This is a genomic window from Brevundimonas subvibrioides ATCC 15264, assembly GCF_000144605.1.
In the GTDB taxonomy this organism is placed as follows: domain Bacteria; phylum Pseudomonadota; class Alphaproteobacteria; order Caulobacterales; family Caulobacteraceae; genus Brevundimonas; species Brevundimonas subvibrioides.
In genome coordinates, this window is the sequence record NC_014375.1 from 2,301,647 (window position 1) to 2,322,390 (window position 20,744).

Annotated in this window: 19 protein-coding genes; 10 read left to right on the plus strand and 9 right to left on the minus strand. The window is 68.2% G+C overall.

Annotated features, from left to right (window positions below; all coding sequences use genetic code 11):
* Positions 1 to 8 precede the first annotated feature (8 nt).
* Together pip and BRESU_RS11390 are read left to right on the plus strand one after the other, a co-directional pair.
* Positions 9 to 983 (plus strand): prolyl aminopeptidase, encoded by a 975-nt coding sequence (gene pip, locus BRESU_RS11385; RefSeq protein WP_013269704.1) that lies wholly within the window; start codon positions 9 to 11, stop codon positions 981 to 983.
* Positions 984 to 1,274: 291 nt separating this feature from the next.
* Positions 1,275 to 1,730, plus strand: coding sequence for a hypothetical protein (locus tag BRESU_RS11390; RefSeq protein WP_013269705.1), 456 nt, complete (start codon positions 1,275 to 1,277; stop codon positions 1,728 to 1,730).
* On the opposite strand, the gene rodA is transcribed toward BRESU_RS11390, so the two are convergent.
* The 7 genes from rodA to BRESU_RS11425 form a co-directional block, all read right to left on the minus strand.
* On the minus strand, positions 1,731 to 2,888 hold the full coding sequence (rodA, locus tag BRESU_RS11395) for a rod shape-determining protein RodA (protein ID WP_013269706.1): 1,158 nt from the start codon (positions 2,886 to 2,888) through the stop codon (positions 1,731 to 1,733).
* Positions 2,885 to 4,945, minus strand: coding sequence for a penicillin-binding protein 2 (mrdA, locus tag BRESU_RS11400; RefSeq protein ID WP_013269707.1), 2,061 nt, complete (start codon positions 4,943 to 4,945; stop codon positions 2,885 to 2,887). Before mrdA ends, rodA begins: the two co-directional genes overlap by 4 nt.
* Before the next feature lie 67 nt (positions 4,946 to 5,012).
* Positions 5,013 to 5,519: a hypothetical protein gene (locus BRESU_RS11405; RefSeq protein ID WP_013269708.1), complete on the minus strand. Its 507-nt coding sequence runs from the start codon at positions 5,517 to 5,519 to the stop codon at positions 5,013 to 5,015.
* A gap of 8 nt (positions 5,520 to 5,527) precedes the next feature.
* A complete protein-coding gene (gene mreC, locus BRESU_RS11410; protein WP_013269709.1) occupies positions 5,528 to 6,634 on the minus strand; it encodes a rod shape-determining protein MreC in 1,107 nt (368 codons plus the stop codon).
* 139 nt (positions 6,635 to 6,773) lie between these two features.
* Positions 6,774 to 7,814 carry a rod shape-determining protein gene (locus BRESU_RS11415; RefSeq protein ID WP_013269710.1) on the minus strand — a complete coding sequence of 347 codons (1,041 nt, stop codon included), beginning with the start codon at positions 7,812 to 7,814 and terminating at the stop codon, positions 6,774 to 6,776.
* A 238-nt stretch (positions 7,815 to 8,052) separates the two neighbouring features.
* The gene (locus tag BRESU_RS11420) at positions 8,053 to 8,664 is read right to left on the minus strand and encodes a glutathione S-transferase family protein (RefSeq protein WP_013269711.1); all 612 of its coding nucleotides are present in this window, start codon (positions 8,662 to 8,664) and stop codon (positions 8,053 to 8,055) included.
* A 56-nt stretch (positions 8,665 to 8,720) separates the two neighbouring features.
* Positions 8,721 to 9,458 (minus strand): TVP38/TMEM64 family protein, encoded by a 738-nt coding sequence (locus BRESU_RS11425; RefSeq protein ID WP_013269712.1) that lies wholly within the window; start codon positions 9,456 to 9,458, stop codon positions 8,721 to 8,723.
* 92 nt (positions 9,459 to 9,550) lie between these two features.
* Here BRESU_RS11425 and BRESU_RS11430 point away from each other — a divergent pair, with 92 nt between their 5' ends.
* Positions 9,551 to 10,756: a pyridoxal phosphate-dependent aminotransferase gene (locus tag BRESU_RS11430; RefSeq protein WP_013269713.1), complete on the plus strand. Its 1,206-nt coding sequence runs from the start codon at positions 9,551 to 9,553 to the stop codon at positions 10,754 to 10,756.
* Positions 10,757 to 10,762: 6 nt separating this feature from the next.
* On the opposite strand, the gene BRESU_RS11435 is transcribed toward BRESU_RS11430, so the two are convergent.
* On the minus strand, positions 10,763 to 11,803 hold the full coding sequence (locus tag BRESU_RS11435; protein WP_013269714.1) for a polyprenyl synthetase family protein: 1,041 nt from the start codon (positions 11,801 to 11,803) through the stop codon (positions 10,763 to 10,765).
* A 116-nt stretch (positions 11,804 to 11,919) separates the two neighbouring features.
* Between BRESU_RS11435 and BRESU_RS11440 the strand changes: the two genes are divergently transcribed.
* From BRESU_RS11440 to ettA, 7 genes are all read left to right on the plus strand, one after another.
* Complete coding sequence (locus BRESU_RS11440; RefSeq protein WP_013269715.1) at positions 11,920 to 12,684, plus strand: tRNA1(Val) (adenine(37)-N6)-methyltransferase; 765 nt, start codon at positions 11,920 to 11,922, stop codon at positions 12,682 to 12,684.
* A 241-nt stretch (positions 12,685 to 12,925) separates the two neighbouring features.
* Positions 12,926 to 14,173 (plus strand): metal-dependent hydrolase family protein, encoded by a 1,248-nt coding sequence (locus tag BRESU_RS11445; protein WP_013269716.1) that lies wholly within the window; start codon positions 12,926 to 12,928, stop codon positions 14,171 to 14,173.
* A gap of 44 nt (positions 14,174 to 14,217) precedes the next feature.
* The gene (locus BRESU_RS11450) at positions 14,218 to 14,829 is read left to right on the plus strand and encodes a TIGR02466 family protein (RefSeq protein ID WP_013269717.1); all 612 of its coding nucleotides are present in this window, start codon (positions 14,218 to 14,220) and stop codon (positions 14,827 to 14,829) included.
* Positions 14,822 to 15,625: an SDR family NAD(P)-dependent oxidoreductase gene (locus BRESU_RS11455; RefSeq protein ID WP_013269718.1), complete on the plus strand. Its 804-nt coding sequence runs from the start codon at positions 14,822 to 14,824 to the stop codon at positions 15,623 to 15,625. The genes BRESU_RS11450 and BRESU_RS11455 overlap by 8 nt, the downstream gene beginning before the upstream one ends.
* Positions 15,626 to 15,664: 39 nt before the next feature.
* Positions 15,665 to 16,237, plus strand: a complete 573-nt coding sequence (locus tag BRESU_RS11460; RefSeq protein ID WP_342610948.1) for a sigma-70 family RNA polymerase sigma factor — start codon at positions 15,665 to 15,667, stop codon at positions 16,235 to 16,237.
* The gene (locus tag BRESU_RS11465) at positions 16,227 to 16,868 is read left to right on the plus strand and encodes an NrsF family protein (RefSeq protein ID WP_013269720.1); all 642 of its coding nucleotides are present in this window, start codon (positions 16,227 to 16,229) and stop codon (positions 16,866 to 16,868) included. Before BRESU_RS11460 ends, BRESU_RS11465 begins: the two co-directional genes overlap by 11 nt.
* A 122-nt stretch (positions 16,869 to 16,990) precedes the next feature.
* On the plus strand, positions 16,991 to 18,658 hold the full coding sequence (ettA, locus tag BRESU_RS11470) for an energy-dependent translational throttle protein EttA (RefSeq protein ID WP_013269721.1): 1,668 nt from the start codon (positions 16,991 to 16,993) through the stop codon (positions 18,656 to 18,658).
* 76 nt (positions 18,659 to 18,734) lie between these two features.
* On the opposite strand, the gene mdoH is transcribed toward ettA, so the two are convergent.
* The gene (gene mdoH / locus BRESU_RS11475; RefSeq protein ID WP_013269722.1) at positions 18,735 to 20,660 is read right to left on the minus strand and encodes a glucans biosynthesis glucosyltransferase MdoH; all 1,926 of its coding nucleotides are present in this window, start codon (positions 20,658 to 20,660) and stop codon (positions 18,735 to 18,737) included.
* Positions 20,661 to 20,744: the final 84 nt, after the last annotated feature.

Sequence of the window (20,744 nt, forward strand, 5' to 3'; positions counted from 1 at the left end):
ACCATCGCATGTCCTTTCCCGTGACCGAGACTCCGCGCCGCGAACTGTATCCCGAAATCGAGCCCTTTGCGTCCGGATGGATGCAGACCGGCAGCGCGCACGAGATCTATTTCGAAGAGGTCGGCAATCCGCAGGGCAAGCCCGTCCTGGTCCTGCACGGCGGCCCCGGTGGCGCGATCAACGCCGGCATGCGGCGCTACTTCGATCCGTCCATCTACCGCATCGTCCTGTTCGACCAGCGCGGGTGCGGAAAGTCGCGGCCCAACGCCTCGCTGGAGGACAACACCACCTGGACGCTGATCGAGGACATCGAGCGTCTTCGCGAACGTTGCGGGATCGAGTCCTGGGCGGTCTTCGGCGGATCATGGGGCTCCACCCTGTCGCTGGCCTATGCGATCACACATCCCGAGCGGGTCACGGCCCTGATCCTGCGCGGCATCTTCCTGCTGACGAAGAAGGAGCTGCTGTGGTTCTACCAGGACGGGGCCTCGATGATCTTCCCGGACGCCTGGGAACGGTTCGTCGCGCCCATTCCCGAGGATGAACGCCACGACCTGATGGGGGCCTACTACAAGCGGCTGACCGGCGACGATCGGGCCGAGCAGGAACGCTGCGCCATCGCCTGGTCGAGCTGGGAGGGCGAGACCGTCAGCGTGGAGGGCCCGTCCGCCCGTCCCGACAAGTTCGCCGAACCGGAATTCGCCATCGCCTTCGCCCGGATCGAGTGCTGGTACTTCATGAATGGCGGCTTCTTCCCGGAGGAGCACTGGCTGCTGAAGAACATCGGCCGGATCCGTCACATCCCGACCTGGATCGCCCAGGGAAGGTTCGACGTCGTCACCCCGATCTCGGGAGCCTGGTCGCTGCATCGCGCCTTCCCCGAGGCGAAACTGGACATCGTCCCCGACGCCGGCCATGCCTCGTCGGAGCCCGGGATCATCGACAGCCTGATCCGGGGCACGGACTGGGCGGCGACCGTCTGAACCTCCCCCTGAAGGGTTTGGCACGGTTCTCGAAAAAACGGGTGCCACTCCTGCCAGTTTTCAGAAGAGCCTGAAAATAAAGGCGTTGGAGATCCAGCTACGAGCTTCGGGGTGCCACTTTTCGTCGAAGACGCGTGCCAGGCGCCTGGTCGCGGCAACGTAGATGTCAAAGACCGGCGTGCGCCGAGACGTGGTTGTGAACCCGGGCGCATACAAGCCCGGTTGTGAATATTTTCCCAAGGGTGTGCGATCCAGCGTGGAACCGGGGCGTGGACGGCGTGTTCGCGCTTCATGGCCGCGAAGTTGAAAGTCTTCACCTGGTCCGATGGCTTTCATGCCTTCACCGTGGCCGCCCCGTCCCGTCCGAAGGCCCTCGCGGCCTGGGGTGTAGATCAGGACCTGTTCAAGACCGGCCTCGCCCACGAGGTGACCGACGATATCGACAGGGCCGCCGCCCTCGCCGCCCCGGGCGCGGTCGTTACCCGCGGCCTTGCCGTCGACATCGGCAAGACCACCCGCCGCAAGCCGTCGAAGACGCCCATCCCCACCGCACGGGCCCGCAAGCGCGTCGAAGACCTCGAGGCCCGGCTCGCCGCGCTCGATCTCGAACAGGCCGAAGCGCTCGACGCGCTGACAGCGCGCAGGGTCGAGCTGGACCGCGAAGCGGCCAGCCTCGAACGCGATCAGTCAAAGGCGCGGGAGGCGCTGAAGCGCGACCTGAAGCGGGCACGCGACGCAGCGCGCTGATCAGATCAGACCGTGGCCCTTGGGCAGTTCGGCATAGCGGTGCACCCGCGTGGCCATCACCAGACCGAAGCCGATCATCACCGTCAGCATGACCGTGCCGCCATAGCTCAGCAGTGGCATCGGCACGCCCACGACCGGGGCCAGACCCATCACCATGGCGCCGTTGATCATCACATAGAGGGCGAACGTCGCCGTCACGCCGGCCGAGGCCATGCGGCCGAAATGGCTGTGCGACAGCGAGGCGATCCTGAGCGCGATCAGGATGATGGCGATGTAGCAGAGCAGGATCGAGAAAGATCCGACGAAGCCGAACTCCTCCGAGACCGCCGAGAAAATGAAGTCGGTCTGTTTCTCGGGCAGGAACTCCAGCTGGCTCTGGCTGCCCAGGCCGTAACCCTTGCCCAGCAGACCGCCGGACCCCAGCGCGATCTTGGACTGGGTGATGTGGTAGCCGGTCCCCGACGGATCGCTCTCGGGCGACAGGAAGGTCAGCACCCGGTGTCGCTGATATTCATGCATGCCGAACATCACATATGGCGGAACGAATGCCGCCAGGGCCGCCGCCGCGGCCGCCATGATCTTCCAGCTCAGACCCGCCATGAACATCATGGCCGCGCCCGTCAGACCGATCAGCATGGCCGTGCCCAGATCCGGCTGGTGCGCCACGAGCGCGAACGGCAGGCCGATGATGCCGATGGGGAAGATCAGCTTCCAGCTGAACCGGGCATCCTGGGCCGAGGCACCATGATACCAGCGGGCCAGGGCCAGCACGACGCCGATCTTCATGATCTCGGAGGGCTGGATGCGCGTGAACCCCAGGTTCAGCCAGCGGGTGGCACCCATGGCCGTGTAGCCCAGGCCCGGGATCTCGATCAGCGCCAGCATCAGAAGGGCCAGGCCGTAGACCACATACGCCGAACCGAACCAGATCCGCATGCTGACCATCGACAGCGCCAGCATGATCGCCAGGCACACGCCGAACCGGATCAGGTGATTGGCGGCCCACGGCTCCCACGCGCCGCCGGCAACGGAATACAGCATGGCACCACCGATCCCCGCCACCGTGCAGAGCAGGGCCGCGAACCGCCAGTCGATCTCACCGATCTTGACCGACAGCCGGTCGCGTTCACCGGGGCGTGTGAGGGCCGAGGACGTCATCTGGGTTCCGACAGATAGGGGCGCGGCCCGGTGGTCGCGGTCGGCGCGGCGCGCGGCGGTGTCTGCACCGTGGTGGCCGGTGCATCCGGTTCGGGGGCGGCACCGAAGGCCTCGTCGTCACCGAGGGCGGCTCCCTCGGCCGCAGGCGGCAGCGGCCGTTCGATCCGGGCGCGCATCTCGGGATCCTTCAGCAGGACCGTGCGCATGATCTCTCGGGCGCGGGGTGCCGCTGCGGTCGATCCGGCCAGACCCCCGTGCTCCACGATGACCGCGATGCCGTAGCGCGGCGCGTCGACCGGCGCGAAGGCGACGAACAGGTTGTGGTCCTTCAGCGCCCAGCCCACGCTGCTGCTGGAGCGGGAGGCGACGTTGTCATAGCTGCGGACCTGGGCCGTCCCGGTCTTGCCCGCCATCTGGATATCGCCCAGCCCCAGCTGGCTCTGGCGATAGGCGCCGCCCGACCGGTCGTTGGCCACCGCGACCATCCCCTGGCGCACGACGTCCATATGCTCGCGCGAGAACGGCAGGTCAGGCACCGCGGCCCCGGACGGCCGATCGACGCCGCCGACCGACTTGATGAGGCGCGGCTGCAGCGCCTTCACGCCGTTGGCGATCCGCGACACCATGACGGCGAGTTGCAGGGCCGTCACGTTGACGTCGCCCTGCCCGATCGCGACCGACAGCGTTTCGCCCGGATACCAGGTGCGCGAATCCGGGTTCGGATTGTCCTTGTTATATTCCGCCTTCCACGCCCGGCTGGGGATCGAGCCCGTCTTCTGGTTGCCGACCCCGATGTCGAAGGTCTGCATGAAGCCGATCTTGCGCGCCGCATCGTGGATCCCGTCCACGCCCGCGCGATTGCACATGTGGTAGAAATAGACGTCGCAGCTGTTCTTGATCGCGTCGTGCATGTCCTGAGGACCGTGCCCGCTGCGGCTCCAGCACCGGAAGGTCCGGTTGCCGAAGCGGTAGCCGCCGCCGCAGTTGACCCGTTCGGTCGGATCGACGCCCGCCTCCAGCAACGCCAGCGACGTGGTCAGCTTGAAGGTCGAACCGGGGTGGAAGACGCCCCCGATCGCCTTGTCCAGCAAAGGCTTGCGCTCGTAATCGGACAGCGCGCGATAGGTTGCGGTGGGCACGCCGCTGACGAAGAGGTTCGGGTCGAACGACGGTGCCGAGGTCATGCACAGGATGTCGCCGTTGCGGATGTCCATCACGACGCAGCCGCCGCTTTCCTCGCCGAAGACCTCCAGGGCCCGGTTCTGGACGTCCGCATCCAGCGTCAGGACGACGTCCTTGCCCGGCACCGCCGGCCGCGATCCACCGACGTCCTCGGCCACGACGCGGCCACGGGCGTCGACCTCGACACGCGTGCCGCCCGCCTCGCCGCGCAGATCGGAATCGAGCGCCTTCTCCACGCCGGACCGGCCGATGCGGAAGCCGGGGTTGTAGAGGATCTGCGGAACCTCCTCGCCGCGGTCCTTGATCGCCTGGACGTCGCGATCGGAGACCTTGGCGACGTACCCGATGACGTGGGCGAACGATCCGCCGAACGGATAGAAGCGCGCCTCGTTCATGTCGGCCATCACGCCCGGCAGTTCGGGCGCATAGATGTTTACCTTGGCAAACTCCTCCCAGGTCAGGTCGCTCTTGACCGGCACGGGGCTGAAGCGGGGTGCCGCGTTCACATCCCGGATGATGGCCCGACGCCGGTCGACCGTATCGGGCAACAGCCGGCCCAGCAGGTCCAGGGTCTGGTCCAGATCCTTGGTTTCGTCGCGCACGACCAGGACGCGGAAACTGGGCCGGTTTCCGGCGATGACCACCCCGTTCCGGTCCAGGATTCGTCCCCGCGGAGGCGGCACGAGCCGGAAGTTGAACTGGTTGTTGGTGGCCAGGGTCGCATATTCCTCAGCCTGAACGACCTGCAGCTGGGCCAGGCGGACCGTCAGGGCGGTGATGCCCAGCGCCGTCAGCCCGCCGACCACGAAGGTCCGGCGCAGGAACGAGCCCTGACGCTCGTTGACGTCGGAAAAGAAGATCGAAGGCTCGCTCATCCTGCTTCACTCCTGGCAGGAGCTTTGCAGGACGGTCCCCATCCTTCGTAGCCTTGGCGTAGCAGGATCATCGGAACCGCACGTCCCCGTCGTCGAACCGCTGGACCATCCAGTCGGCGATCGGAAAGAGCAGCAGCGTCGGGATCACCTGACCCAGCAGGGCCAGCAGGCTCGGCGCGCGCCCGGCGTCCAGACTAACCACCAGATACGCCAGCAAGAAGGCCCCCACGGTGCAGGTGGCGTACCAGACGAACAGGACCTGGGTCTCCTGTCCCGCCAGCAGGTTGCGGGATCCCAGCACGACGGCATAGACCGAAAGCAGACACAGCGGCCACAGGCCCAGGGTCCCGCCCCAGAACATGTCCAGAAAGACGCCCAGACCGAACAGGACCGCCGGGGCCGTCATCGACGGGCGGATCAAGGGCCAGGCGAAGGCCAGCACCAGCGGCAGGACCGGCTCGGGCAGCTTCAGGCCGAACAGCTCGACCGGCGTGGCCAGGATCAGGGTCGCGGCCATGGCGACCAGCGCAGGATAGATCACCCACTGCAGCGGGCCGACGACGCGGACCTGCATCGAGCGTCTCACGGCGCACCCGCACCGGCCGGGAGCGGGACCGGGGCCTCCGTCGTCGGCGGTGGCGCGGCCGGCGTGGCGGTCGCGGGGACCGTCGGGCGGGGACGAGCCGGAGCTGTCGATGGCCTCTCGGTGCCGGCGTCGGTGGCCGTCGGCGTCCGGGCCCGACGTGCCGCGGCGTCGCCGATGGCGGCGGCCTCGGTGGAATCGGGTGCAGGCGCGGTCGCCAGACCGGCCAGCGGCGGCGCGTTCAGCGCGTCCGGCGCGACCAGCTGGCCGAAGTCCTGGAACAGCATGACGCGAACATAGTCGATCGCGCCGCGGTCGCTGAACAGCTTGACCCGCCACGACCCGTCGATGCCGCGCGCCGCGACCCCGATGGGCACGCCGCGCGGAAAGCCGCCGCCGTCTCCGGACGAGAGCACCCGGTCGCCGGCCTGGACCGAACCGACGCCCCGGACGAACTCCAGCTTCGGATTGCCCGAGCCGTCCCCGGTCAACAGGGCCCGGGCATCCGTGCGATCGATCAGGACCGGCGTCCGGCTGGCCACGTCAGTCAGCAGCAGCATCCGGCTGACGCCTCCGGTCACGCCGACGATGCGCCCGACCAGCCCCTGCTCGTTGATGACCGGATTGCCGATCTGGATGCCCTTGCCCGATCCGGCGTCCAGCAGGCGCGCGTTGACGAACGGGCCCCGTGATTCCGACACCGAGCGCGCCGTGGCCAGAGCGACGACAGGCTCGGTCCGCAGGCCCAGCATGGCTTCATAGCGGGCATTGACGTTCTTCAGGGCGATCGCCTGGTCGCGCCAGGGCTGGAGCTCTTCCAGCTCCTTCTTCAGGCGGCGGTTCTCGGACACCGCGAAGAAATAGCCGCCGACATAGTCGGATGCCGCGCCCGCCCAGCGGACCGGCGCTGCGAAGATGCCATTGATCGGCCCGGCACCGGCGTCGAAGCCGGCCCGCACGGGACCATAGGCATCGCCGGCGGTGTCATGGCGTCGATCGGCCAGGATCAGCAGGATGGATGCAATGAGGGCGACCACGACCACGACCGCGGCGGTCCACACCAGCGGCACCTTGAACTGATCGAACGGTCCGTCGCGAAACGCCACGGCCTGCCTTCCCAAAAAGAGTCAGAATCGGCGGGACGCCCCCCGCCGCTGTGCGCAGCCTATCGCAAAAAGCGGGCCACAATGAAACCGGCGAATTCGCTGCAATCACGGGGATTTGCAGCGAAGCCGGCGAACCGGCTCAGAGAGCCGAGTCGAGCACGCCCTTCATCCACCGGGGATGCTCCAGAACGCGACCGCAACCGATGGCGACGCAGGACAGGGGATCGTCGGCGACCGAGACCGGCAGGCCCGTGTGATCGCGGATTTCGGCATCCAGACCGCGCAGCAGGGCACCGCCGCCGGTCAGCATGATGCCCTTGTCGGCGATGTCGGCGGCCAGTTCGGGCGGCGTGGCTTCCAGGGCCACCTTCACGGCGTCGATGATCTGCGACACCGGTTCGGCGAGCGCTTCCGCCGCCTGGCGCTCCGAGATGCGGACCTCGCGGGGCACGCCCTGCATCAGGTCGCGACCCTTCACCTCGATCGACAGGCCTTCGCCGTCGGCGGGGATGCGGGCGGTGCCGATGTCCTTCTTGATCCGCTCGGCCGTGGTCTCGCCGATCAGAAGGTTATGGTTGCGGCGCATGTAGCTGATGATGCTGTCGTCCATCTTGTCGCCGCCGACGCGGACCGAGCGCGAATAGACGATGCCCGACAGGGACAGGACCGCGACCTCGGTCGTGCCGCCGCCGATGTCGACGACCATCGAACCGGTCGGCTCGTGGATGGGCAGGCCGGCGCCGATCGCGGCTGCCATCGGCTCGTCGATCAGGCCGACGCGGCGGGCCGAGGCGTTCAGGCAGGAATCGTTGATCGCGCGGCGCTCGACGGCCGTGGCGCCCGACGGCACGCAGACGATGATCTTGGGGTTCACGAAGCCCTTGCGGTTATGAACCTTGCGGATGAAGTGCTTGATCATCTCCTCGGCGACTTCGAAGTCGGCGATGACCCCGTCGCGCATAGGGCGGATGGCTTCCATGTGGCCCGGGGTGCGGCCCAGCATCTGCTTGGCCTCGATGCCCACCGCGTGGACGATCTTCCGTCCACCGACGTTTCGAAGCGCCACGACCGAAGGCTCGTTCAGGACAATGCCCTTGCCCTTCATATAGATCAGGGTGTTGGCGGTCCCGAGGTCCATCGCGATGTCATTGGAGATGGCGCCGAAGAGGGAGAAGCTCATGGGGGTCGGTTACCGTTCGGTTGGGGCCTTCAAGGCGCTGCAAATCAACCGGCTTCGGCGACGCCCCACCCGATGCGTATCCCCACACGCTTCGGGTTTCCTGATCGTCCTCGCCTGACCGGCTGTGCGCTCGTTTGCCCGCATGGACTGGCGAATACAAGCCCCGATACCGCGCGAAGCCTCTGTCTCGATCACGACCAAGTGACGGCTACGCTTGGCTTTTCGCGCCGTGTTTTGATCAGACCGCCTGAAGACCCTCGGCGGCCAGCACCCGCTGCACGGCCGGCCGGACCTGAACGCGGTCAAGGTGGTCGTTCAGCCTGGCAAAACGCGTCCCGTCCAGGATCCCGGCCTGGCGCGCCCAGCGCGTGAAGACCGAGAGATATCCGTCGGCGACGGTGTAGTCGGCGCCCATCGCCCAGGGCGAACCCAGCAGCGAATCCTCCACCACGCCGAGCTTGGCCAGGGTCAGTTTCAGCGCGGCGTCCCGGGCCTCGCCCTCAAGCCCGGCATAGAGCAGTTGCCCCATCGCAGGGTGCACCGAGGACGCCAGATAGCCGTTGAACGCCTGCATCCGCCCGAACGCGTAGCTGTCATCATTGGGGGCCAGGTTCGCCTCCGGATAGGTCTGGGCGACATATCCCATGATGACCAGGTTCTGGGTCAGGGGTCCGCGGTCCGTCATCAGGGCCGGTGTCGAGCCGGCCGGATTGATGGCAAGGAACTCCGGGGTCTTTTGCTCGCCGGCGCGCAGGTTGACCGCCTGGATCTCGTAGTCGGCTCCCGCCTCCTCCAGCGCGATGTGTGACGCGAGGGCACAGGCTCCGGGCGAGTAATAGAGCTTCAGCATGACGGTATCTCCGTGGTCCACGCAGGCCTGATAGGCCAGGTCGCCATTCGCAACAACTACTGTTTTTGATTGGCGGGCATGTTCTCGCGCCTTTTCACGAGTTCACGCACCGCCAGCATAAGCGCCAGCCAGACGACCGCCACGCCCGCCAGGATCACCGAGGTCCAGACCCCGTCACCGCGCACGGCCGACATGAACGACCCGCCGAAGAAGGCGACCAGCGCGGTCTTGGGCAGAACGCCGAGAGCGCATCCCGCCAGGAAGGCCGGGAACGACGCCCGCGCCGCCCCGAAGGCCATATTGACGACGATGAACGGCGCAGACGGCACATTGCGGATCATGAAGCTGGCGTAGAAGGCGTTCCGGCCCACGAAGCGGGCCAGCCGCTCGGTCGTCCGACCGCCCAGCTTCTCGATCGCGCGGGCGGTCGGCCCTCGCCCCAGCCAGTAGGTCACGCCCGCCGAGACGATCGTCGCCACCCAGCTGTAGGCAAACCCCGACCAGGGCCCGAACGCCACGACGCTGGCGGCGATCAGGATGAACTGAGGCACGCCCAGAAAGGCAGAGACCACGAACACCACGACCACCGCCGCGAACCCGATCGGACCATCATGAAAACCCTGCAGCCAGGCCTCCAGCCGCTCCTCGGCCTCGAGTCCCAGGGACGCCTTGCCGACCGCGAACAGGGCGGCCACCGCCGCCAGCAACAGCACGCTGGCCAGCAGCGCCCGCCACCGGGCCGTTTCCATGTTCAGGATGAAGTCGAGGATGCGCCGCATGGTGGGCATGCGCATACCACCGCTCCGGTCCCTGCGGCGAGCCTTGCCGTTTGATCCGCCTTTCGCATCTGCGTAAGACGAAACACCGCTCTCCCCGGGAATCGCCTATGTCCAGCCTGCAGTCCACCGCCCTCGCCCGCGTTCAGCCGTCAGCGACCCTCGCCGTGACCGCCAAGGCGCGAGAGCTCAAGCGCGCCGGCCGCGACGTGATCGGACTGGGGGCCGGCGAACCCGACTTCGACACCCCCCAGAACATCAAGGACGCCGCCATCGCCGCCATCCAGCGCGGCGAGACGAAATACACCGACGTCGACGGCACGCCCGAACTGAAGGCTGCGATCGTGGCCAAGTTCGCGCGCGAGAACGGCCTGACCTACACCCCGGCCCAGATCCACGTCGCATCGGGCGGCAAGCCCGTGATCTACAACGCCTTCGTCGCCACGCTGAATGCCGGCGACGAGGTCATCGTGCCGGCCCCCTACTGGGTCAGCTATCCGGACATGGTCCTGCTGGCCGGGGGCGAGCCGGTCTTCGTCACCGGCGAGGAATCCGACGGGTTCAAGCTGCGCCCCGAGGTTCTGGAGGCCGCGATCACGCCGCGCACCCGGTGGCTGATCCTGAACAGCCCGTCCAACCCGACCGGCGCCGCCTACACCCGCGCCGAACTGCTGGCCTTGGCGGATGTCCTGCGTCGCCACCCCCATGTCTGGGTCCTGACCGACGACATGTACGAGCACCTGACCTATGGCGATTTCGAGTACACGACGATCGCCCAGGTCGCGCCGGACCTCTATGACCGGACCCTGACCGTCAACGGCGTGTCCAAGGCCTACGCCATGACCGGCTGGCGCATCGGCTATGCGGGGGGTCCCAAGCCTCTGATCGACCTAATGCGAAAGGTCGCCAGCCAGACCACCTCGAACCCCTCCTCGATCAGCCAGTGGGCGGCGGTCGAGGCCCTGAACGGCACCCAGGACTTCATCGCCGAGCGCGGAGCGGCGTTCGAGAAGCGCCGGGACCTGGTGGTGTCCATGCTGAACCAGGCGACCGGCATCCGCTGCCCCAACCCCGAGGGGGCCTTCTATGTCTATCCGTCGATCGAAGGGCTGATCGGCAAGACGGCACCGGACGGCACGGTCATCAGCGACGACGAGGTCTTCACATCGGCGCTGCTGGAGGCCGAGGGCGTGGCCGTGGTCCAGGGGGCGGCCTTTGGTCTGAGCCCCTATTTCCGCATCAGCTATGCGACGTCCGAAGCCGTGCTGGAGGAGGCCTGCGCCCGGATTCAGCGCTTCTGCGCCAGTCTCCGCTGACGGGGGCTAGCTGGCCCGGCTGACGGCGAAATCGGCCAGGCGTTCCAGCGCGGCTTTCCATTCGCCGTTCGGCAACACGCCCAGGGCGGTCTTGGCGGCGTCGGCATACTCTCCGGCCGCATCCAGGGTCGCTGACACGGCCCCCGTCCCCACGATCAGCTCGCGCGCGCGCCGGAAATCGTCGTCGGTCCGCTGGTTGCCGTTGATCGTGCGGTCCCAGAACGCATCCTCGCGGCCCCGGGTGCGCGCCACGGCCAGCAGAAGCGGCATGGTGACCTTGCCTTCGCGGAAGTCGTCGCCGGCGTTCTTGCCGAGGGCCTCGGACGAGCCGCCGTAGTCCAGTGCATCATCCGCCAACTGGAACGCCAGGCCGAGGTTCAGGCCGTAGGACCGCAGGGCCGAGGTCGTTTTCGGGTCCGCGCCCACGCCCACGGCACCCGATTCGGCGGCCGCGGCGAAGAGCTCGGCCGTCTTGGCCGAGATGATCCGCAGATAGGTTTCCTGGTCCAGATTGAGGTCGTGGGCCCGCGTCAGCTGCAGCACCTCGCCCTGGGCGATGACGCTGGACGCCTGGGCCAGGATGCCCAGCGCCCGGATCTGGTCGGTCTCGACCATCAGCTCGAAGGCGCGCGCGAACAGGAAGTCGCCGACCAGCACGCTGGTGGCCGATCCCCAGATCAGGTGCGCCGCCACCTTGCCGCGTCGCCGCTCCGAGCCGTCGACGACGTCGTCGTGCAGCAGGGTCGCCGTGTGAATGAACTCGACCGAGGCCGCCAGCTTCAGCGCCGCAGTCAGGTCGGCGTCAGGGCGGTCAGCCGTGGCCGATCGGGCCGCGGCGATGGTCAGCAGGGGGCGCAGGCGCTTTCCGCCTGCGGAGACGATGTGCTCGGCCAGCAGCGGGATGACCGGGACGCTGGACTGCATACGGTCCAGGATCAGGGCGTCGACCGCCGCCATGTCGACCTTGGCCAGCCGGGCCAGGGCCTCGGCATCGCCCCGGTCCCGCGTGGGGTGGGCTCGGGGCGCGGTCAAAGTGACGGCATCCAACGGAAATCTCTCTCAAACGCGGTCCCGGGGAGGATGGCACCGCTTCTTTATCGCGCCCGCTTGCAGCAAACCGATCCGCCGGACAATGGTGACGCCACCATGAGGGGTCAAGCCGCGTGACCGTCGCATCACCACCGCCCGAGGCCGCACTGCCCGTGGAGAACGCCCTGCTGGGGGGAAAGGTTCGCCTGCTGCAGGCCGCAGACGGGTATCGCGCCGGCATGGATGCGGCCCTGCTGGCAGCGGCGGTCGTGGCGAAACCGGGCGAGCGGGTGCTGGAGGCGGGTTGCGGCGTCGGGGCGGTCCTGACCCAGATCGCGGCGCGGCGGCCGGGCGTCGTCGTCACCGGCGTCGAACGGGACCCGGCGGCGGTCGCTCTGGGCGCGTGCAACGTCGGGCTCAACGCGCTGCAAGACAGGATGGCCGTCGTGCAGGCCGATGTGGCCGGTGGCTTCGCCGCGCTCGGCCGCGAGCGATTCGACTGGGCCGTCAGCAATCCCCCCTTCTTCGACGACGAGGCCGCCCTGCGGGCGCCCTCCCCCGCCAAGCGCGGGGCCTGGATCGCCGACGACGGTCTGGCCGTGTGGATCCGGTTTCTGAGCGACGGCGCGCGCGACGGGGGCCGCATCGTCGTGATTCACCGGGCCGACCGGCTGGCGGATCTGCTGGCCTTGCTGGGCGAGCGGTGCGGTTCGTTCGCGATCCGCCCGATCCAGCCCTTCGCCGACCAGGCCGCGAAACGGGTCCTGGTGCAGGCGGTCCGCGGAGGAAAGGCCCCTCTGCGCCTGTTGCCCGCGCTGGTGCTGCATGATCGATCCGGTGCCAAACACGCCCCGGAGGCCGAGGCGATCCTGAGGGGCGAGACCGGCCTGGGCTTCTAGATCCGCAGGGCGCGGGCCCGGAGAGTCCAGAGAGTCCAGGTCGTCCAAGCCTCTGCTTTCCCTAGGGAATGGGCTGGACTCGTGCTCGAGACAGTCCAGTGGAGTCCCGATCGCATTCCCTTCCTTTCCGACAGCGCGCCCGGAGCGGACGTTCGGAAGACCCTGACACGGTCCTGCGTCAAACCCGGTCGCAGGCGTCACGCCGGTTGCGCTGTCCCACGTCCCACGCTTGTCTGCCCACATGCGCCTGTTCCTGATCCTCGCCGCCCTGCTGTTCGCAATCCCCGCCCAGGCGCAGGAGGCGCTGCTGCTACGGCCCGACCGGGTTTTCGACGGGGTCGATCCGCGGCCCCACGTCGGCTGGACCGTGCTGGTGCGCGGCAACAGGATCGAAGCGGCCGGTCCGGACATCGTGCCCCCGGCGGATGCCCGCGTCGTCGACCTGCCGGGCCAGACCCTGATGCCGGGCCTGATCGAGGGCCATTCCCACCTGTTCCTGCATCCCTATAACGAGACCCCGTGGGACGATCAGGTGCTGCACGAGCCCCTAGCCCTGCGCACGGCCCGCGCCGTCAACCACGCGCAGGCCACCCTGCTGGCCGGGTTCACGACCGTGCGCGACCTGGGCACCGAAGGCGCAGGCTACGCCGACGCCGGCCTGCGTCGCGCGATCAACGAGGGCATCGTTCCCGGACCCCGCATGCTGATCGCCTCCCGCGCCATCGTCGCCACCGGGGCCTACGGTCCGAAGGGCTTCGAGCCCGGCGTCGAGGTGCCGCTGGGGGCCGAGGAGGCCGACGGCGACGACCTCGTCCGCGTCGTGCGCAGCCAGATCGGCGCCGGGGCCGATCTGGTGAAACTGTATGCCGACTATCGCTGGGGTCCCGGCGAGCCCAGCCGTCCGACCTTCTCGCAGGCCGAACTGACCGAGGCGGTCGAGGCGGCGCATTCCGCCGGGCGTCAGGTCGCCATCCATGCCGGCACGGTCGAGGGCATGCGTCGCAGCATCCTGGCCGGGGCCGACACGCTGGAGCACGGGGACGCCGGGACGCCGGAGATCTTCCGCCTGATGGCCGAGCACGGCACGGCGCTGTGCCCCACCCTGGCGGCGGCCGAATCGATCACCCGCTACCGCGGCTGGGACGGCTCGGACCCCGCACCCCAGAACGTCCTGACCAAGCGCGAGGCTTTCGCCGCCGCGCGGGCCGCCGGGGTCGCGATCTGCATGGGCGGGGACGTCGGCGTCTATGCCCATGGCAACAACGCGCTGGAGATGGAGCTGATGGTGGCCGCCGGAATGCCGGTCGCGGACGTCCTCGTCGCCGCGACCTCGGGCAATGCCGCGATCTTCGACCTGACCGACCGGGGCGCGATCCGCCCGGGCCTGCTGGCGGACCTCGTCGCCGTCGAGGGCGATCCGACCGGCGACATTTCTGCCGTCCGCGCCGTGCGGCTGGTGATCAAGGACGGCCGGATCGTCCGTCCCTGATCCTCTCCCTCGTCCTCGGGGGAGGGAGAGGGTATGAGACCGCCATGTCCCTGCGCCCCCTCTTCGTCACCCAGGTCTATGAGGCCTCGCTCGCCCCCGTCCCCGGCTTCGACGGCTTCAACGCCGACCTCGCCGACGCCTGCCGCATGCTGGCGGGCGAGGACGGTGCCGGTCGCGCCTGGTGCAAGGCGCACGGCTATCGCGGCTACACCTCCTATGGCTCGCTGAACGACCTGCCCCAGAGGCTGCCGGAGTTCGCGGAGCTGAAGAAGCACCTGGACCGCCACGCCCTGGCCTATGCCCGCGCCCTGAACTTCGACCTGGCCCGAAAGCCCCGTCTGGACACGATGTGGGTCAATATCCTGAAGCCCGGCGGGGCCCATTCGGGCCATATCCACCCCCACGCCTTCCTGTCCGGCACCGTCTACGTCGAGGTGCCCGACGGCGCGTCCGCGCTGAAGCTGGAAGACCCGCGCCTGCCCATGATGATGGCCCGGCCTTCGGTCGTTCCGGACGCGCCGGAAACCGAGCAGCCGTTCGTCTATCTGGCCCCCAAGGCGGGCACGGTCCTGATGTGGGAAAGCTGGCTGCGCCACGAGGTGCCCATGAACGCGGCGAAATCCGACCGCATCTCGATCAGCTTCAACTATGCCTGACGTCGATCCCGCTCCGCGCGCGACCTATCCCGGTGTCTGCCTCGTCACCGGAGCCGCCTCCGGCATCGGGGCCGCCACAGCCAGACGCCTCGCCGCGGACGGCGCCACGGCAATGGTGCTAGTCGATCGCAACGGCGAGGCTCTTCACGCGCTTGGCGACGAACTTGAGCAGGCCCACGGCATCGCCCTCTACCTGTGCCACCAGGACATCCTGAGCGAAGAGGGCTGGGATGGCGTCGAGCACGGCGTCACCCACCACTGGGGCGGGCTGGACAGCGTGGTGATCAACGCCGGCGTTTCCGACGCGGGAACGATCGCCGAGCTCTCGCTCGAGGCCTGGCGAGCGGTCGTGTCCGTCAACCTCGACGGCACGTTTCTGACCCTGAGGACCGCCATGCGCCTGCTGCGGGACGGCGGAGCCGCCGTGGTGGTGTCCTCGGCCTCGGCCATGAAGGCCGAGCCCGGTACAGCCGCCTATGGCGCGTCCAAGGCCGCCGGGCTGCAACTGGCCCGCGTCGCGGCCAAAGAGGGCGCCGCCCGCGGAATCCGGGTCAATGCCATCCTGCCCGGCGGGGTCGAAACCCCGATCTGGCAGGGCGTTCCGGCCTTCGACGCGCTGGTCACCGAAACCGGATCGGAACAGGCCGCCTTCGACCGAATGGCCGGTTTCGCGACACCGCTCGGCCACTACGCAAAACCGGACGAGATCGCAGGTCAGATCGCCTTCCTGCTGTCGCCCGCCGCACATTCGATGACCGGCTCTGCGCTTGTCGTGGACGGCGGTTACATGCTCTGAGGTCGATGTAACCTTCCCTGGGTGCCGCACGAACCCCGCGTGACCGTGACCGACCGCGAAGCGCATCTTCAGTCCCTCATGCTGCGTGGCCTCGACGGCGACGCGAGTGCGTGGCGCGTGCTGCTGACCGATCTGGGCGCGCATCTGCGCCCCTTCTTCGCCCGTCGGCTGTTCGACGGGGGGGCGGACGCCGAGGACCTGGTGCAGGAAACCCTGATCGCCATCCATGCCAAGCGGACCACCTGGGACCGCAACCAGTCGTTCACCGGCTGGGCCTATGCGATCGCGCGCCACAAGCTGATCGACCACCTGCGTCGTCGCGGCCGCCGACCGACCCATCCGCTGGACGAGGCGTCCGAGCTGTTCGCCGACCACACGGTCGAGGACGGTGCCACCCAGGCCGACCTGTCGCGCTGCCTGTCCCTGCTGCCCGCCCGCCAGCGTCGGCTGATCGAGGACGTCCGGCTGAAGGGCCTGACCGTCGCCGAGGCGGCCGCCAACCACGGCTACACCCTGACCGCCGCCAAGGTCAGTATCCACCGCTCCATGAAATCGCTGAATGCCCGTTACGCCACGGCTGAGCATGCCGGGACCGCTTCCGATGAAGACTGAAGATCTGATCGACGCCCTGGCTGTTGACCTGCCGCCTTCCGGCAGCCGCCAGATCGAGCGAACCATCCTGCTGTGGCTGATCCCCGCCGCCCTTGCGGTGTTGGCCGGCGTAGGCCTGTGGCTCGGGTTCCGCAGCGACCTGGCCAGCGCCATGATCGGGCCGAGCTTCTGGGCCAAGGCCGCCTATACAACCGGCCTGACCGTCACCGCCTTCTGGCTGCTGGCCCGCCTCGGTCGACCCGGCGCGAGTGCCAAGGCACCGCTGATGGTTCTGGCCGCGCTGCTGGCCGCCGTTGCAGCGCTCGCGATCTACGAACTGGTCACCATGCCGATGCCGGAGCGGATGCCCGCCCTGATGGGCGACAGCGCCCGGACCTGTGCCCCCGCCATCCTGCTGCTCAGCGCGCTGGCGGCCCCGTTCGTCTTCTGGGCGGCCCGCGCCTTTGCGCCGACGCGGCCGGCCCTGGCGGGCGCTGCCGCGGGGCTGCTGACGGCCGGGCTGGCCACGACCCTGTACGGGCTGCACTGTCCCGAACACACCGCGCCCTTCGTCGCCGTCTGGTATTCGCTCGGCATGGGGCTGGCCACCGCGCTCGGGGCCATCGCGGGACGGTTCGTGTTCCGCTGGTAGAGACCCCGGTCCGCCTTCAAACCGCCCTGCCCGCACGCTAGGTCATTTGCCACCCGGCGTGCGGGTCGCTACATCCCGCGCCAACTCCCCATCCAATCCGACGACAGGGCGCAACGCACCTCATGGCGCAGCAATACATTTTCCAGATGCAGGGCCTGACCAAGGCCTTTCCCGGCGGCAAGAAGATCTTCGAGAACATCTGGCTGAGCTTCTACAACGACGCCAAGATCGGCGTTGTCGGCGTCAACGGCTCGGGCAAGTCCACCCTGCTGAAGATCATGGCCGGCATCGACCCGGAGTTCTCGGGCGAGGCCAAGGCCGCCGACGGGATCAAGCGCGGCTACCTCGAGCAGGAACCGCACCTGGATGACGCCCTGAACGTCCGCGAGAACGTCGAGGCCTGGTGCGAGGAGAAGCAGTGGGTCAACCGCTTCAACGCCATCGCCATGGAGATGGCCGAGAACTACTCCGACGAGCTGATGGAGGAGATGACCGCCCTTCAGGAGAAGATCGACGCCGGCGACGTCTGGGACATCGACAGCCGCATCGAGATGGCGATGGACGCCCTGCGCTGCCCGCCCGACGACTGGGGGGTGACCAACCTGTCGGGCGGCGAGAAGCGTCGCGTGGCCCTGGCCCGTTTGTTGCTGTCCAAGCCCGACATGCTGCTGCTCGACGAACCGACCAACCACCTGGACGCCGAAAGCGTCGCCTGGCTGCAGCACCACCTCGAAGCCTTCCCCGGCTGCGTCATCCTGGTGACCCACGACCGCTACTTCCTGGACCTGGTGACCAAGTGGACGCTGGAGCTCGATCGCGGCAAGGGCATCCCCTACGAGGGCAACTACTCCAGCTGGCTGGAGCAGAAGCAGAAGCGCGTCGTGCAGGAGAACTCGGAGTCCGAGGCTCGCCAGCGCGCCCTGACCCGCGAACTGGAATGGGTCCGCTCGGGCGCCAAGGCCCGTCAGGCCAAGTCCAAGGCCCGTCTGGCCGCCTATGAGCGGATGGTGACCGAGCAGGAGAACCTGCGCGGGGCCCAGACCCACGCCCACATCCAGATCCCGCCCGGGCCGCGCCTCGGCAACGTCGTGCTGGAGGTCGACGGCCTGCAGAAGTCGTATGGCGACAAGCTGCTGTTCGACAACCTGACCTTCAAGCTGCCGCCCAACGGCATCGTCGGCGTGATCGGCCCCAACGGCGCCGGCAAGTCGACCATGTTCAAGCTGATCACCGGCCAGGAAACGCCGGACGGCGGCACCATCAAGGTCGGCGAGACGGTCAAGCTGGCCTATGTCGACCAGAGCCGCGACGCCCTCGACCCGAACAAGACCATCTGGGAAGAGATCTCGGGCGGCACCGATGTGATGATGGTCGGCAAGCGCGAGATCAACACCCGCGCCTATGTCGGCAGCTTCAACTTCAAGGGCGGCGACCAGCAGAAGAAGGTCGGTCAACTGTCGGGCGGTGAGCGCAACCGCGTCCACCTGGCCAAGACCCTGGCCACCGGCGGCAACCTGATCCTGCTCGATGAGCCGACCAACGACCTGGACATCGAGACCCTGCAGAACCTCGAGGAGGCTCTGGAGGAGTTCGCGGGCTGCGCCGTGGTCATCTCCCACGACCGCTGGTTCCTGGACCGTCTGGCGACCCACATCCTGGCCTTCGAGGGCGACAGCCACGTCGAATGGTTCGAGGGCAACTTCGAAGCCTACGAGGAGGACAAGAAGCGGCGCCTCGGCACCGACGCCCTGATCCCGCACCGGATCAAGTTCCAGAAGTTCGGCCGCTAGGGCCCGACGTCTGAAAGCAAAAAGGGGACCGAGCTGCGGCTCGGTCCCCTTTTCTTTTGTCGTCTAACGACCGGTATCAGCCGAAGGCGCGGACCGGTTCGACCTCGGCCACCGACCGCGTCGCCGGGAACAGGACGGCGGGCGAGACCGCCACCGCGTCCTCGTCCGGCGTGACCATCCAGCCCTTGCGGCCGAACGCCTCGCCCACGGCGCGGCGCGAGGTGAACACGGCGATCGGGGCGGCGAACAGCAGCGGCAGGACGATCGGGGCGAACCAGGTCGCCAGATCGGGGCGGACGAACAGGCCGGCTGCGAACATCACGCCGGTCGCCATCTGCCAGCGCATGGCGACGAAGGCATCCTTCCAGGCCAGGCCGTCGGCGCTGCGCTGCTGGGCGGACCAGCCGGCGTCGTGGCCGCTGACGATCTTGATGACGGCGATGGTGTTGGCGACCATCAGGATGGGGGCCAGCGCGGCGGACAGGGCGATCTCGAGCGCCATGCCCTTCAGGATCTGGCGCGTGCCGCCAAAGGCCCTGCGCTCGCCCGGACGGGTCAGGACCAGGATGAAGCCCATCAGCTTGGGCCCCATCAGCATGACGCCGCCCAGCAGCGAGGCCAGCATGAAGGGCGAGAGCTGCGGGTTCAGGATGTAGAAGAAGGACGTCCAGTCCACCGGGCCCTGCAGCTGCATGGCCATGCCGACCATCAGCGAGGCCAGCCACAGCGGCGACGACAGATAGGCCATGCAGCCCATGGCCAGCTGCAGGCGGCTGATGGGGTTCAGGCCCCTGGCCCCGATCAGGGCCAGGTGCTGCAGGTTGCCCTGGCACCAGCGGTGATCGCGGCGGATGAAGTCGGTCAGGGTCGGCGGCGTCTCTTCGCAGCTGCCGTCCAGGGCGGCGGTCACGTGGACAGCCCAGCCGGCGCGGCGCAGCAGCGCCGCCTCGACCACATCGTGGCTCATGATGTGGCCGCCGAAGGGCTTGCGGCCCTCCAGTTCGGGCAGGCCGGCGCAGTCGGCGAAGGCGCGGGTGCGCAGGATGGCGTTGTGGCCCCAGTAGCTGGCTTCGGAACCGGCCCACCAGGCCAGGCCGGCTGCGGCGACGCGGCCGTACAGGCGCACGCCGAACTGCGACACGCGCGCGAACAGGGTCTGGGCCTTGATGATGGTCGGGGCGGTCTGGATCAGGCCGACGCCGGGGTTGCGCTCCATGGCGTCCACCAGACGCAGAACGGTCTCGCCGGCCATGGTCGAGTCGGCGTCGAGCACGATCATGAAGTCGTAGGCCCCGCCGAAGGTGCGGGTCCAGTCGGCGATGTTACCGGCCTTGCGTTCGACGTTCTCGGTCCGGCGGCGGTAATAGAGCTGGCTGCCGGCGTGGGCCCGCAGCGCCATGCAGGCCGACAGTTCGGCGACGGCGGCCTCGTCCTTCGTCGAGTCGCTGAGCACGAACAGGTCGAAGGCGTCGGAGGCTCCGAGACGCGCCAGCGAGGCGTCGAGCGCGCCCAGACGGGCCAGGGCGGCCCGGGCGTCCTCGTTGTAGAGCGGCATCAGGAGCGCCGTGCGGCGCGTGGGCAGCGGCGGATAGGGCGCGAAGTCCATGTCGTCCTGCTCGCGGCCGGTCAGCATGACGACGAGGCCCGCGAACGTGCTGCAGAACCAGCAGGCGATGGCCAGGATCAGGACGGAGAAGATGGCGAGGGCCACAATCTCGAGCGGCTGGAAGCCTTCGCGCGCGCACAAGATCACAGGTGCGATCAGCGCCAGCAGGGCCACGGCGAAGGTGGAACCGAAGACGATGAAGCGACGCGTCAGCAGGCCGTCGGGACGCGTGTCCAGACGGTCGGTGACCTGGCGGTCGGCGTCATGGAAGGTCTGACGCGGCATGGCCAGCGGGGCCTGTTCAGGCAGCCAGCCGCTTACGCCGGTGAAGGCCGAAAAGGTCTCGACCTGGTCATCCGTATGATAGACACGTGCCGTCGAGCCGTAGGCGTTCATGGAAGCTCCCTTGCGGGTCGCGCCGCGCCAACCGAACACGGTTGTTGCGTTGCAACATTCCACGCACTCTCAATCACTCTTGCG